The 13,523-nt window shown below is 63.6% G+C and carries 15 protein-coding genes and 1 pseudogene; 2 read left to right on the plus strand and 14 right to left on the minus strand.

Annotated elements, in window-relative coordinates; translation table 11 throughout:
- Positions 1-96, plus strand: a pseudogene (locus U1739_RS18215) (IS5/IS1182 family transposase); the annotation flags it as partial.
- Here U1739_RS18215 and trbE read toward each other — a convergent pair.
- The 7 genes from trbE to U1739_RS18250 all read right to left on the minus strand — a co-directional run bounded on the left by trbE (position 68) and on the right by U1739_RS18250 (position 7,876).
- Positions 68-2,485 (minus strand): conjugal transfer protein TrbE, encoded by a 2,418-nt coding sequence (gene trbE, locus U1739_RS18220; RefSeq protein ID WP_332710026.1) that lies wholly within the window; start codon positions 2,483-2,485, stop codon positions 68-70. The pseudogene U1739_RS18215 and the gene trbE overlap by 29 nt on opposite strands.
- 7 nt (positions 2,486-2,492) lie before the next feature.
- On the minus strand, positions 2,493-2,771 hold the full coding sequence (locus U1739_RS18225) for a VirB3 family type IV secretion system protein (RefSeq protein ID WP_332710027.1): 279 nt from the start codon (positions 2,769-2,771) through the stop codon (positions 2,493-2,495).
- A complete protein-coding gene (locus U1739_RS18230; RefSeq protein WP_332710028.1) occupies positions 2,771-3,100 on the minus strand; it encodes a TrbC/VirB2 family type IV secretion system protein in 330 nt (109 codons plus the stop codon). The genes U1739_RS18225 and U1739_RS18230 overlap by 1 nt, the downstream gene beginning before the upstream one ends.
- Positions 3,097-4,023, minus strand: a complete 927-nt coding sequence (gene trbB / locus U1739_RS18235) for a P-type conjugative transfer ATPase TrbB (protein ID WP_443025600.1) — start codon at positions 4,021-4,023, stop codon at positions 3,097-3,099. The genes U1739_RS18230 and trbB overlap by 4 nt, the downstream gene beginning before the upstream one ends.
- Before the next feature lie 584 nt (positions 4,024-4,607).
- Positions 4,608-5,027: a CopG family transcriptional regulator gene (locus U1739_RS18240; RefSeq protein WP_332710030.1), complete on the minus strand. Its 420-nt coding sequence runs from the start codon at positions 5,025-5,027 to the stop codon at positions 4,608-4,610.
- On the minus strand, positions 5,024-7,003 hold the full coding sequence (locus tag U1739_RS18245; protein WP_332710031.1) for a conjugal transfer protein TraG: 1,980 nt from the start codon (positions 7,001-7,003) through the stop codon (positions 5,024-5,026). Before U1739_RS18245 ends, U1739_RS18240 begins: the two co-directional genes overlap by 4 nt.
- A 9-nt stretch (positions 7,004-7,012) precedes the next feature.
- On the minus strand, positions 7,013-7,876 hold the full coding sequence (locus U1739_RS18250) for a DUF3363 domain-containing protein (protein ID WP_332710146.1): 864 nt from the start codon (positions 7,874-7,876) through the stop codon (positions 7,013-7,015).
- Positions 7,877-8,344: 468 nt separating this feature from the next.
- Between U1739_RS18250 and U1739_RS18255 the strand changes: the two genes are divergently transcribed.
- A complete protein-coding gene (locus tag U1739_RS18255) occupies positions 8,345-8,803 on the plus strand; it encodes a hypothetical protein (protein WP_332710150.1) in 459 nt (152 codons plus the stop codon).
- A gap of 193 nt (positions 8,804-8,996) precedes the next feature.
- On the opposite strand, the gene U1739_RS18260 is transcribed toward U1739_RS18255, so the two are convergent.
- The 7 genes from U1739_RS18260 to U1739_RS18290 all read right to left on the minus strand — a co-directional run bounded on the left by U1739_RS18260 (position 8,997) and on the right by U1739_RS18290 (position 13,211).
- Positions 8,997-9,704, minus strand: coding sequence for a lytic transglycosylase domain-containing protein (locus U1739_RS18260; protein WP_332710032.1), 708 nt, complete (start codon positions 9,702-9,704; stop codon positions 8,997-8,999).
- The gene (locus U1739_RS18265; RefSeq protein ID WP_332710033.1) at positions 9,704-10,048 is read right to left on the minus strand and encodes a DUF736 domain-containing protein; all 345 of its coding nucleotides are present in this window, start codon (positions 10,046-10,048) and stop codon (positions 9,704-9,706) included. The genes U1739_RS18260 and U1739_RS18265 overlap by 1 nt, the downstream gene beginning before the upstream one ends.
- Positions 10,032-10,628, minus strand: a complete 597-nt coding sequence (locus tag U1739_RS18270; RefSeq protein WP_332710034.1) for a S26 family signal peptidase — start codon at positions 10,626-10,628, stop codon at positions 10,032-10,034. The genes U1739_RS18265 and U1739_RS18270 overlap by 17 nt, the downstream gene beginning before the upstream one ends.
- Positions 10,625-11,155: a DUF2840 domain-containing protein gene (locus tag U1739_RS18275; RefSeq protein ID WP_332710035.1), complete on the minus strand. Its 531-nt coding sequence runs from the start codon at positions 11,153-11,155 to the stop codon at positions 10,625-10,627. The genes U1739_RS18270 and U1739_RS18275 overlap by 4 nt, the downstream gene beginning before the upstream one ends.
- Positions 11,152-11,427 carry a helix-turn-helix transcriptional regulator gene (locus U1739_RS18280; RefSeq protein WP_332710036.1) on the minus strand — a complete coding sequence of 92 codons (276 nt, stop codon included), beginning with the start codon at positions 11,425-11,427 and terminating at the stop codon, positions 11,152-11,154. The genes U1739_RS18275 and U1739_RS18280 overlap by 4 nt, the downstream gene beginning before the upstream one ends.
- 120 nt (positions 11,428-11,547) lie before the next feature.
- Entirely contained in the window at positions 11,548-12,288 is a 741-nt protein-coding gene (locus U1739_RS18285) for a DNA -binding domain-containing protein (protein WP_332710037.1), read from the minus strand.
- A gap of 563 nt (positions 12,289-12,851) precedes the next feature.
- Positions 12,852-13,211 carry a hypothetical protein gene (locus U1739_RS18290; protein WP_332710038.1) on the minus strand — a complete coding sequence of 120 codons (360 nt, stop codon included), beginning with the start codon at positions 13,209-13,211 and terminating at the stop codon, positions 12,852-12,854.
- Positions 13,212-13,523: the final 312 nt, after the last annotated feature.

Genomic DNA, 13,523 nt, shown 5'->3' on the forward strand with positions numbered 1-13,523 from the left:
CTCGTTCGCGATTACGAGCAACGGATCGACGTCTCGGAGGCCATGATCCATGTCGCTCTCGGCAGCCTCATGCTCCGGAGAATTGTCCATCCGTGAACATTCTCAAACGGACTCTTAGCCACGCGGCCGCGAAGCCAGCGCGGCCATGGACTTCAAGAAGATCGGCGATGCGTCGCTGGTCAGCGCGCGACGAAGCGGCGGTGAACGCGAGCGCGACTTCGCCAAGTCCGAGATCGAACAAGCGGTTGCCGCGGCGCGACTGGCAGTAATAGTCACGCTTGGGCGTGGCCCGAGCAAGGATCTCGATCTGGCGTTCGTTCAACCCGAACCGACGATAGATCGCGGCAATCTGCGGCTCCAACGCGCGCTCGTTGGGTAGGAAAATGCGGGTCGGACAACTTTCGACAATGGTCGGAGCGATCGTCGACGTCTCGATATCGGCCAGGCTCTGCGTCGCGAACACGACGCTCGCATTCTTCTTGCGCAGCGTTTTCAGCCATTCGCGCACCTGATTGGCAAAAGCGGGGCTATCGAGAACAAGCCAGCCTTCATCGATGATGATCATCGTTGGCGCACCGTCGAGATACATCTCGATCCGGTGGAAAAGATAGGACAGCACAGCGGGAGCGGCGGCAGTACCGATCAGCCCCTCGGTCTCGAAGGCCTGGACTCGCGCTTGGCCAAGATGCTCGGTCTCAGCGTCGAGAAGCTGCCCGTAAGGGCCGCCGACACAATAGGGACCGAGCGCCTGCTTGAGAGGCTGAGACTGAAGTAGCACCGCGAGGCCGGTGATCGTTCGCTCCGACACCGGCGCAGACGCAAGTGAGTTCAGGGCTGCCCAAAGATGCTCCTTGCCCTGCGGGTCAAGTGGCACACCTTCGGAGGCGAGGATCGCGCCCAGCCACTCGGCAGCCCAGCTGCGCTCGGCGAGGTCATCGATCCGGGCAAGGGGCTGTAGCCGAACGCCGTGCGCAGCCTCGTCCTGCGGTGTGTGTCCAAGGTCCTGCCAGTCGCCGCCCATGGCCAGTGCCGCGGCGCGGATCGATCCGCCGAAATCGAATGCGAAGATTTGCGCGTTGTCGTAGCGGCGGAATTGTAACGCCATCAGTGCCAGCAGCACCGACTTGCCTGCGCCAGTTGGCCCGACGATCAGGGTGTGGCCAACATCGCCGACGTGAAGCGAGAAGCGGAACGGCGTCGAGCCCTCGGTCCGAGCAAAGAACAACGGCGATGCGTCGAAATGCTCGTCGCGCGCCGGCCCCGCCCAGACCGCGGACAGTGGCACGATATGCGCGAGGTTCAGCGTTGAGATCGGAGGCTGACGGACGTTGGCATAGACCTGACCCGGCAGACTGCCGAGCCATGCCTCGAGCGCATTCATGCCCTCGGCGATCACGGTGAAGTCGCGACCTTGAACAACCTTCTCGACCAGCCGCAGTTTCTCGGCTGCCGTCGCCGCATCGGCATCCCACAGGCTGATCGTCGCTGTCACATACGCCTGCCCGACGCTATCGCCGCCGAGCTCCTGCAATGCGAGGTCGGCGTCGGCCGCCTTGTTCGACGCATCGCTGTCGATCAGCACCGATGCCTCGTTGGTCATCACCTCCTTGAGGATGGCGGTGATCGACTTGCGTTTGGCAAACCACTGCCGGCGGATACGCGAAATCAGCCTCGTCGCATCGGTCTTGTCGAGCGTGATCCCCCGCGTGACCCAGCGATATGGAAAAGCCAGCCGGTTGAGATCGTCAAGCAGGCCGGGAAAGGTCGCGCTTGGAAAACCGGTGACGGTCAGGGTGCGCAAATGCTGACCGCCCAGCCGCGGCTCGAGCCCACCGATAAGCGGTTCGTCGGCCAGGATTGCGTCGAGATACATTGGCGTTTCAGGGACACGGACACGCTGACGCTTCGTGGAAATCGTCGAGTGCAGATAGGTAAGCGTCTCGCCATCATCGAGCCAGTGCGCCTCCGGCAAGAAGCCTTCGAGCAACTGGAGCAGGCGTGTGCTGCGGTCGTTAAAATCGGCAAGCAGCTCGCTTGGGTCGACGCCGCTGCGCGATCGACCCTCGTACAGCCAGCCCTCGGCACGTGCCGCATCTTCTACGGGCGGCATCCATTGCAAGGTGACGAAATAATGGCTCTCGAAATGCGCGCCTTCCTCGGCGAACTGCGCGCGGCGCTCGCGATCGACCAGAGCTGACACAGGATCGGGAAAGGCGTCGCCAGGATAATCCTGTATCGAAACGCGCTGCGCCTCAAAGAAGATCGCCCAGCCGGAGCCGAGCCGGCGCAGTGCGCTGTTGAGACGGCCCGCAGTGGCGACCAGCTCGGCAGGCGTCGCCGAGTCCAGATCGGGTCCACGGATCGCGGCGGTACGCTGAAAGGAGCCATCCTTGTTGAGTACGACGCCGGGCGCGACCAGCGCCGCCCAGGGCAGGAAGTCGGCTAGGGCCGAACCGCGTGCGCGGTATTCGCGGAGGAACATCATGATTGCCTCACACACGCAGGAAGGCGGGGTAGCGCATGTGGCGTCGCCCGACTTCGAGGAATTGTGGATCTCGGCGCGCAGCCCAGACGGCGGCGGCATGGCCGACCGCCCAGAGCGCCAGGCCGACCAGCCACAGGCGCAGACCCAGACCGACGGCGCCGGCTATCGTGCCGTTGACGATGGCGACAGAACGCGGTGCACCGCCAAGCAGGATATGTTCGGTCAATGCGCGGTGAACTGGCGCAAAATAGCCGGGAATGGCGGCGCCGGGATGGATATGATCCATCAGATCAGCGCCCCGCCGCCAAAGCTGAAGAAGCTCAAGAAGAAGGAGCTCGCGGCAAAGGCGATGCTCAACCCGAACACGATCTGGATGAGCCGGCGGAATCCGCCCGAGGTCTCACCGAACGCAAGCGTCAGGCCGGTCGTGATGATGATGATCACCGCGATGATCTTGGCGACGGGCCCTTCGATGCTTTCCAGAATCGATTGCAGCGGGCTCTCCCAGGGCATCGACGATCCCGAAGCGTGTGCCGGGCCGGCGGTGAGCGCGACCAGCGCGGAGACAAACAGCGCCGAACCGTGGGTGCGGACGGGGGACAGCGAAACGATCATTCGGACTCTCCAGTAGTGAGGAAGTGGAGGCGATAGTCGCCGGCGGGATCGAGGCCCTGGACGCGGGCAAGTTCGGCAAGGCGTCGGCCGGCGCCGTCGCGGACCAGCACCGCGATCAGGCCGATGGTCTCGGCGATCAGCGGGCGCGGAACCGTAGTGACGGCTTCCTGGATGAGCTGCTCAAGACGGCGCAGCGCACCGAGCGCGCTGCCGGCATGGATTGTCCCAAAACCGCCGGGGTGCCCGGTGCCCCAGGCCTTCAGGAGATCAAGCGCTTCCGCGCCGCGGACCTCGCCGATCGGAATGCGATCGGGACGCAGACGAAGCGACGACCGGACCAGGTCAGAGAGCGTCGCCACGCCTTCCTTGGTGCGCATCGCGACAAGATTAGGCGCCGTGCATTGCAGCTCACGCGTGTCCTCGATCAAAACGACGCGGTCATCGGTGCCTGAAATCTCGGCAAGCAGCGCGTTGATCAATGTGGTCTTGCCGGTACCCGTGCCGCCAGCGACAAGGATGTTGTCGCGCCCGGTCACCGCAATACGAAGTAACGCACATTGCGCTGCGGAGATGATGCCGGACTGAACATAGTCATCAAGGGTAAACACCGCGATCGCGGGCTTGCGGATTGCGAAGGCGGGTGCGGTTACGACCGGGGGTAACAGGCCCTCGAAGCGCTCGCCCGATTCCGGAAGTTCGGCGGACACACGCGGCGAGCGGGCATGGACTTCGGTACCAACATGGTGCGCGACCAGGCGAATGATGCGTTCACCGTCCGCCGCGGACACTATAGTGCCACTGTCCGCAAGACCGGTGCCGAGCCGGTCGATCCAGAGCCGGCCGTCCGGATTGAGCATAATCTCCACCACCTCGGCATCATCTAGCCATGTGGCGATCGAGGCACCGAGCGCGGTGCGCAACATGCGCGCGCCGCGCCGCGAAGCTTCAGAACGGTATGGAGCTGCACTCACCGGTGTGGACCCTGTTTTCCAGGCCGGAGCAAAGTGATCCGGCGACAGGGCTGACTAAAGAGACCTGCTTTTTACTGTTGCAACAACTTATTGGTGCCTTCGCAGCATAGCGTAGAATAAGAAAGTATTGGCGCGGCTGGTATCCCGCTCATGCTGCCGCCAAAGCTTTCTCCGCGTGATCTATCACTCGCTTGACCGAATCAGGCGTAGCTCAATGCTGGGTTTGCAAGCGGTGCGGTGAGCTGGAGCTTTAGCGTTCTATCACCACGACACATGAAGTGGACAGTACACACTCGAGGAATTTGGATTGTCGGCCCACCTTAGGATAATCTGACGCTACGGCGGCGCCCCTGATAGGACCGGACGCACCGCGAAGCTTCCCATACTGAGCCAATAGGGGAGGTGACCTGAGCATCCGGGTGTCGAAGCGGGGCTGCGGGCGGACGATGGGGCGCGACATCGAAGGGTGAAGCACAAAAGACTTGATGACGGCTAAAGTAAGCTAAAAAGCTGACCGAGGGTTAGGCCATACGCGTTTAGGCGGCGGGGTCGATATCGTCTGAGATTTCGTCCTGCAGCCGCGGACCAACCTCCATCCGGCGATTGAGACTTTCGCGGAATTGCGCCCAGCGCTCGTTGCCCATCGCCTTTGCAGCAGGCAGCGCGGTATCCGGCAATGACGGGTTGTTGAGAAGCCAGAAGCGCACGAACAAGGCCAAAGCCTCGTTGCCAAGTTCGACATGCCGGGCAAGGTGATCCGCCTGTCGCGAAAGCCGATCGAGTCGCCGGCCCAGTACGGCCTCGAGATGCTCGCTGCTGTTTCCCGACAGGAAGGACGATAGCGCGGTTTCGACGACGAGGGCTTGGGTAACGCGCTTGCGTGCGGCATAGTCTGCCAGCTGTGCCGACAACGCTGGCGGCAGGCGAAACGTGTGTTTGATCCGCAGGGCGCTCACAAGTCGATCCCGTCCTGAGGATCGAGTGACGCCAGGCGAGCAGTATTGCGCACGCGGCGACTGGTGCGTTTTGCGACGCTCGCATCCTCGGATGCAGTGTCATCGAAATCGAACTCGTTACGCGGCGGTGCCGGCGGCGGCGTCGGGCGCGCGATGTCCTGCTCGACAGGTAATTCTGGTTCCCGCCGCACGCCCCCATTGGCCGCATCTTCGGTGCCATTCTCGGCCGTAGTGGAAGCCTGCGCCTGGTCTGCTCTTGGCGCGTCGGTCCAATCGTTTGCGCGCGGAGGACGCGACACCGCTGACGGCGGCTCGATAACGCGGGCGGTCAAACGTCGATCGGCAAAATAGCGGGCTTTGTTCGCCCGAATCGGATGGACACCGGCGACCATGACGATCTCCTCGTCCGGCGGTAGCTGCATTATCTCGCCCGGCGTCAGCAACGCTCGCGGGGTTTCGGTGCGCGACACCATCAGATGACCAAGCCAAGGCGAAAGCCGGTGACCGGCATAGTTCTTCATCGCGCGGAGCTCAGTGGCGGTGCCGAGCGCATCGGAGATCCGCTTTGCGGTGCGTTCGTCATTGGTCGCGAAGCTCACCCGGACATGACAATTGTCGAGGATCGCATTGTTAGGGCCGTAGGCCTTTTCGATCTGATTGAGCGACTGGGCGATCAGGAATGCCTTCAACCCGTAACCCGCCATGAAGGCGAGCGTGGACTCGAAGAAATCGAGGCGACCGAGCGCCGGGAATTCGTCGAGCATGAGCAGCACCTTGTGCCGCCCTGTGCTCGGCTTCAGCTCCTCGGTCAGCCGCCGGCCAATCTGGTTGAGCAGGAGACGAATGAGCGGCTTGGTCCGACTGATGTCTGAAGGTGGCACGACCAGATAAAGCGTCGTTGGCCGATCACCCTCAACCAGATCGGCGATGCGCCACTCGGAGGTGCGGGTCACCTGCGCGACCACCGGATCGCGGTAAAGACCCAGAAACGACATGGCTGTCGAGAGTACGCCGGACCGTTCGTTATCGGATTTGTTGAGCAGCTCGCGAGCGGCGGAGGCAACAACTGGGTGAACGCCTGCCTTGCCGAGATGCGGCGTCGACATCATCGCGGCGAGCGTTGCCTCGATCGGGCGTCGAGGATCGGACAGGAGGGCCGCGACACCCGCGAGCGTTTTATCCGGTTCGGCATAAAGGACATGAAGGATGGCGCCCACCAGCAGGGCATGGCTGGTCTTTTCCCAATGATTGCGGCGTTCGAGCGAGCCCTCGGGATCGACCAGCACATCGGCGACATTCTGTACGTCGCGGACCTCCCATTCGCCTTTGCGCACCTCGAGCAATGGATTGTAGGCAGCAGAGGCCGGGTTGGTCGGATCGAACAGCAGCACGGCGCCGACACGCGCGCGAAAACCTGCCGTCAGCGTCCAATTCTCGCCCTTGATGTCGTGGACGATCGCTGAACCTGGCCAGGTAAGCAGCGACGGAATAACCAGGCCCACACCCTTGCCCGACCGAGTAGGCGCGAAGCAGAGCACATGCTCTGGTCCGTCGTGACGCAGATACACGCCGTCGAGCCGACCAAGCACGACGCCATCTTCGCCGAGCAGGCCCGCTTGATCCACTTCGCACGGTGTCGCCCAGCGCGCAGAGCCATAGGTCTGCGCGACCTTGAGTTCGCGCGCACGCCATACCGACATAGTGATCGCCACGACCACCGCCGCGATACCACCCGACGCTGCGATATAGGCGCCGTGAACGAAGATGGCCGGGGCATAAGCGTCATAGCTGAACCACCACCAGAAAAAGGCGGGCGGTGGATAGATCGGGTAGCCGCCTAGCATGAACCAGGGTGGACCAAGCGCAGCCTGGTGGCCGAGCGCATGGGCGGTCCATTGAGTTGCGCCCCACACGGTGCCGAGCACGATCAGCAGAACGATGATGACTTGGCCCCAGAGGATCTTGGTCGCTTGCACGTCTATCTCCTATATGCTGAGGCCGCGGCTGCGACCGAGGGTCCAGCCGATCCCGCCGTCCGTCGCCGTGGTGCCTGTTACCGTGCTCCCGAGTGAGCGCTCGAGCTCGGGCCGCCAGGGCACGAGCTGAAAACCGAGGCCGTCGTCGATCATTGCGAAGCGTCCCGAGGCGAGCGTCACGCGCTCGCGGTACGTTCCTGCGATTGTTCCCCCCGGCTTTGTCTCATAGGCGATGAGCCCGGTACGCTGTGCAATGCGCGCTGTCGCGGCGCGCAGGTCGGCCGCGCGCAAGGTGTCGATCAGGGTTGGATTGAGCATTACCCGACCGCCGTGGCGCGGTATCAGTCCCTCGCCGATAAGGTGTTCCTTGCGGGCCGCGATTGCCTCGCGGACCTCGCCGCCGAAGCCATGGTTCGAGGCCACCACGTCTGGCGCCAGCAATTGCCGATCGAGCCAGGTTGCCCCGCGCGCAGTGACCTGTCGATCGATCGGCAAGTCGCTATGGACAATGAGGTCGCGGCGCACCGTGCCGCCGCTATTCCTAGGGCGCAGCTCAACGATCGCTCCACGCCCGGCGTCGGCGGTAAGGTTGATGTCGTCAAGTTGCAGGTGATGATGTCGGCCGTCGATCCCGTCGATGATCGCGTAGGCCGTGCCAGCGAATTCGTCCTGTAGGCCGCGGGCCACCAGGCGACCGACCACTGGTTCCGTTGTGGCGGACGGATGGATTGCCAGCCGTCCTTCATGGATCGCATATCCGGCCTCGCGCATGGCCCGGTGCATCGTCTTGATGATATCGCCGCGGTCGCCAATCTCACGGAGCCGCGCTTCAATATCCGGTTTGAGCATCCAGCGCGCGGACCCTACCGGCACCGCGACTCCCAGCCGTTCGAGCTTTTGGGCGCGGCCGGTCAGGCGAAGATCGCGGCGTGCCGGTGCTGCGTCGGCTTCAGGTCGGAGATCGACAATGCCGTCACTATCGGTCCGCGCGGTGAGCGCTCGATCGAGACTGGTCCAACGATCCGCTTCGATCTCACGGTCGAGCGTTCGCTCGATGTCGCGGGCGCTGCGTGGGCCGAGCTCCAACGTCGCGCGTGCTTCTGCGCGATCGCGCATCCCATGCGAGATATAGCTTCGGTCAATTACGAGATCTACGCCGTCATCGGCGACGCCACGGACGAGGATGTGGATATGAGGGTTGTCGGTATTCCAGTGATCCACCGCGACCCAATCGAGCTCGGTGCCCAGATCGCGGGCGACGTCCCCCATCAGCTCGCGAGTGAACGTCCTGAGATCGGCGAGTTCGCTGGCATCCTCGGGTGACACCATCACCCGAAAGTGATGGCGATCATCGGCGCAGCGCTCGGCGAACGCTCCACGATCGGCCTGGTCCGATCGTGCATCGAACAGCGCAGCGTCTCGGCCGTCCCGCGTGACGCCGTCGCGTTCGAGATAGGCGATGTGCCGGACAAGTGGTCCGCTACCAAATCGCTGCCTGCTTTGGCGGACAGGACGCGCCTTGACGATCACACGACGCGTTACCGGCGAACGGCGTTCGCCAAGTGCGGCGCCACGACCTCGCCCCAGATGCCCGGTACCACCGCGCCGGGTGGCATGATGGACAAAGCCGGACCGGGCCGCGGCACGCTTGGCCTGCGCGGCAAAGCTCGGCGGCTTGACGCGTCCGGCGCCCCGATTCCCAATCTTCCCCGGCGTGACCCGAAGATCGTCCTCTTCGCCAGTCATCATGGTGCTCCCGGCGGTGCTGCCAGCGCACCAAGTGTTGATTTATCTAGATAAAGTTCGTCCGGCGACGGCAGGCTTACGGTAGCGACGGCGCAAATTCTGTAATGCTCACAACCCTTTACGCGCTTGCAGACGGCGGCTCTTTTATCTTGCCATAACCGGCACCCCCTTTCTGCTGCCTCCCACACCCATCCCCCTGCCTCTCCACCAGCAGGAGAAAGCATTAGCGGGGGCACTAACGATCCGATCATTCCGGAACACTCGTCCGAGGTACAAATACCGAGTCACGCGACAGTACGGACTGTCGTGTATCGGCGTTCGCTGCGGATCCGCCGGACGCTGGCCCACCTTGCTGATCCGCCGTCCCGGTCGCCAATCGCGGCGCTCGCGCGAACAGGTCGCCGCGTCGCCAGACCTCTGCATCGAGCAATGCACTGGCGGAGGGCGCGCTGCTGCCACCGACCATTTGCCCGGACAACCTGGCGACATAGGCAATCGTCTCGCGAGGCAATGCCCTTCCGCCGAGATAGGATTCGTACCTGCGCGGGCCGGCATTATAGGCCGCGAGGAAGCCGGGATCGCCGTAGCGGTCGAGAAGCTCGCGAAGATAGGCTGTGCCGGCCAGGATATTGTCGCAAGGGTCGAATGGGTCGATGCCGAGCGCGTGACGCAGGCGCAATTCGCCCCAGGTGCCGGGCATCAACTGCATCAGTCCCATCGCACCCTTGGGCGACACAGCAAAGACCGCGCCGCGGCTTTCGACGGTGATCACCGCGCGAATAAGGGCGTCAGGAATGGCGAAACGCCGGGCGGCCTGGGCGATCGGCTCGTCGAGTGATGAAGACGCGTTGCACGGTGCCCCTGCGGGGCGTGTCTGCGCGCTCGACGCCGGCCCGCAGCAGCACGCCAGCGCGGCAATGAGGCGGCACCGTCGACGGCCGATCGCACTCAGCATTACTGCTGCTCGCTGTCGCGGCGGGTCTGATCGCGTTGCCACAGCAGCAGATGCGGCTGGCCTTCGCTCGTCGGGCTGAACAGATTGGCACGAATGGCGCGGGAGAATTGCGGGTCGTCGATGACAACGGCGACATATTCACCCGCGCGCTCACTGCTGCGTTTCCAGCCTGCTCCAACCTCCGGGCCGTTGGCGTCCTCGTCCGCATAGACCCGGTAGTCGGGCGCGTTATTCGCATCTTTATGGGTCGCAGGTGCGATCGTCAGCGCAACGTCGATTCCGAGGGTCACGAGCCGTCCAAAATAGCCGTCGTCGCGCGGGGTAAATTCACCGATCTTTATCATCACGGGGCTCCTTTGTGTTCGGGTGGGGCGTGGATTCGCGCCTGGCAGGCGCGCTTGCCGGAACCGCTGCACGGCCGCCGGGAAGCCAGAGGGGACGCAGGACGGCGACGATCCTGTGCGTCGCTACCGGTCCGAAATATCGCCCGTCGAAGCTCGTCGCGGACGCGGGATTGAGCAGAAAAACTTGACCTTTGGGCAGCGTCCGACAGCCGCTCCAGCGTGGCAGCAAGCGGCCCATGCGGTCGCGTGGCAGCGCTTCGGCGACGTGCCTGGCGTCGATCAGGATGGCGGTGCCGGTTCGGCAGACGGTCTGCCCGGCCACTGCGGCAACCCGCTTCAACATGGGCACGCGCAAGGGAAGATAGTGGCGATCGGCCATCAGTCGGGCGATAGGTGCCAGTGGGTACACCGCGACCAGTTCGCCACGATCGATGCGGTTTGTGACGCGCGCGGCGTAAAGACCTATCGGCACGCTCGCGCTGAGGTTCCAGACGAGCCGTGGCACTGTCCCCGTGGATGCGGGGGCGACCACGGCCGAGATTGCACAACAGGCGGTGAGCATGATGCCAAACCGCTTCATGCGCGGAGACCCCGGCGCAGCAGCTGGGGACGATGGAGCGCGAGCGGATGAGCATGCGCGCGATGTCCCGCGATCAGCCGATTGTGCACGTGCCGCCAATAATCCAGTGCGACCGCGCAAGGATCGACACCGAGAGTGCCGATCGCTTGGATAAGCTTTTGGCAGGCGCGGGTCTTCTGCGAGCGGCCAAGATGACGAAGCAACCCCCCGCCGGGAACGAGGTTGGGTAAGGTCGTATAGCCCTGGCCGGGCGAGACCACGCGCACGATATGGAGCTTCGCCAACGCTGTTCCAGTGTCGTGCGGTCCTCGGCTGACAAAAGCGAAAATGCTGTCCGCAACGAAGCGGAGCAAAGGGCAGTGACCCTCGAAAACATGGACAAAGACCGGCGCACCAAAGCGTATCCAGCACCCTGCCGCTGGCGCGAGCGGGGGTAACCCAAGCGTGGTTATACCCGCACGGGGAGAGCGTTGTCCCCCTGGGGGGACAACGGCATCCGATTGCTGGAAGGCGTTGATGCCACTCATCGCCGCACCACGCCCTTCCGATCGAGAACCTTCGGATCGATTCGGTGCGGCGGGGATATAACGCTGGCCGTAGTGTCCGAGGTCGAGCGGCGAATACCGCGGTCGGCCCAGCTGATCAGGTCCGCGACCGCATAGACGACGCGACCGCCGAGCTTGCGATAGGTCGGCCCCGTTCCTGAGCAGCGGTGTTTTTCGAGCGTACGCGCCGATAGGCCGAGCAGGAGCGCAGCATCGGGCGTGCGAAGCAGACGCTGCGGGGGTTGGGTGATCATTTAGGCGCTCCGGGTGCTGGCCCGGCAAATGCGGCGGGCCGTTCTAATCACTGGCCTACAATGGCGACGAATGGCGGCCCGGAGGGAGCGGTCAAAAGCGCACCCCAGAAAATGTCGCCCCTAGAGTTTCAGCAGCTGGCGATATCCTGTCGCGGCTAGGGCGTGGGCCTCCGCAATAAGCCGCTGGACCCGGCGGCGCTCGCTGCTCGCTTTCCACGCCAGCGCCTCGGTTCCCTTACGCCAGGGATAGACGATACCAACGCCGATATCTCGGTTGCTGGCACCCGCCAACGACGCGTCAAGGACACGCAGAAGTAACGACAGGCGTTGTCGCTGCAGCACTCTTGGCTGCATGAGCAGAGCCGGTTCAGCCGGGCTAAGGTGCGCGAACATCCTGCGCGCGGCGTCGCAGGCAGCAGCGCGTAGCGGATCGCCAAGCGGCGGCAAGAGGATCGCAAGCGGCGCGCGTTTCGCGGTCGCGCTAACCTGCAGCCGGTGCCTTACACCGGCGACATCGAGCACGAGATGACACGCGCCATCGATCACGAAATCGGCCGATGAAATGGCGTGCGGAAGCGGCGCGGCATCGGGAAAATTTGCTGGTACGGGCGTCAGCGAGACGATCTGTGAGGCGCTGTCGGCACGCCAGATTGCGGGCGCAGATTGCACCGGGCGATCTGGATCGAACAGTCGTACCAGGCCCCAGTAGTGTGCTTCCGCGTGCGTTTTTTGCGTCGGTTTCGGCGTCTCCTGCACATCAATAAAGGCCGCCCAAGCTGCGCGATAATTCGCGTTTCGCCGCAGAAATTCCTGCGCGAAATCGGCGCGATCGTGCTTCGCGACCGATGCGGTGTTGTGCACCGGCAGCGGCGGGCGGATGGCGATGGCGGACGCTCCGGTTCGGTTATTACCGAAGCCAGTTCGCCATGTTGCTGGTATCGATCGAAGTCCCGCTGGCGTCGCGCCGCTGTTCCCCGCTGAGGACAACGGCCAGCGCCGGCGCACGGCCCGCCCAACCAAGGTGCCCTGCCGGTCAGGCGGGAGCGCCGCGATCGGTCAATCGTTGCTTGAACCCGCCGGGCGCGGCCAGACCACGTTGGACGCGTGGCTACTTTTGTCGCCGGAAAGGATCGTGAAGCTTGACCATTTGAAGGGACACTCGAGTTTACATCCCACCAACGGCGGCAACCGCAGACCGTCACGCCAAGCTTCGGAGAGGCCGGATGCGAGACTTTATTTAGGTTGATGTCGACCAGCGGGAGCGTGATGGACGCGTTTGGTTGGCGCGGGAAGTACGGCACCGATTGTGAGGCGCAAGTGATCGCGGTTATCGCTGCGAAGCACTGGTCGGCTTGCATGTCGGCGACGTTTATTACGAGTGTACCGGCGTGCCTCAAATCCCGGGCTATCAAAAGAATTGGTCGTCAAGTCGTTGCCAGCATGACCTGCGCCCGGCTCATCATCGCAGGTGTCTCCTGCTTGCCACCTTCGCCACAGTCATCCATCGCGACGGCGGGCGCAGGGGGCGCGGCAAAGGTCTCCATCAAGGTGGGCGCTAGCATGCGGAACGCATCGGCAAGACGCGCGCGGACGCGCGCACCACCGGAGCCATCGACAATTCGATCGGTCGCCGCGTCACCCGGGCTGATGCTCTCTCCACGATTGCCGTTCAGGCCACCCTTAAGCTCTTCGCAATTAACTTGATGCCGTTCTGCATGCGCCTCCTGGCAATCCTCTCCTTGCCACTCCGTCGACGGCTTGCGCCACCAGCTAAACGCCAGCATCGATCGCACGAACCAAGGGGCCGACGCTGTTCCTGGGCTGACCAAGGTCGAACGGCTGACGCCATTCAGCTGGCGGAAGCCAGGCGAAATGGTGGCCGTCGATAAGGGCTAGTGCAGTGAGGTTTTGGAACGGTTGACCGACGCGGCAGTGCAATTTAGCCGGGCACCCCCGGCGCGGCGGGAGGGAAGCTCGAGCCCGCTGAACCGCTGCGATGTTGGCGACGGGTACGCCGCTGGCGGGCTGCCCGAGTTAAGCTTGGACGCCGGCCGATCAGCTAGGCGTGCACAGATAGGGCACTCCACGTTCGCATC

The organism is Parasphingomonas puruogangriensis (assembly GCF_036663635.1).
Classification (GTDB): domain Bacteria; phylum Pseudomonadota; class Alphaproteobacteria; order Sphingomonadales; family Sphingomonadaceae; genus Sphingomonas.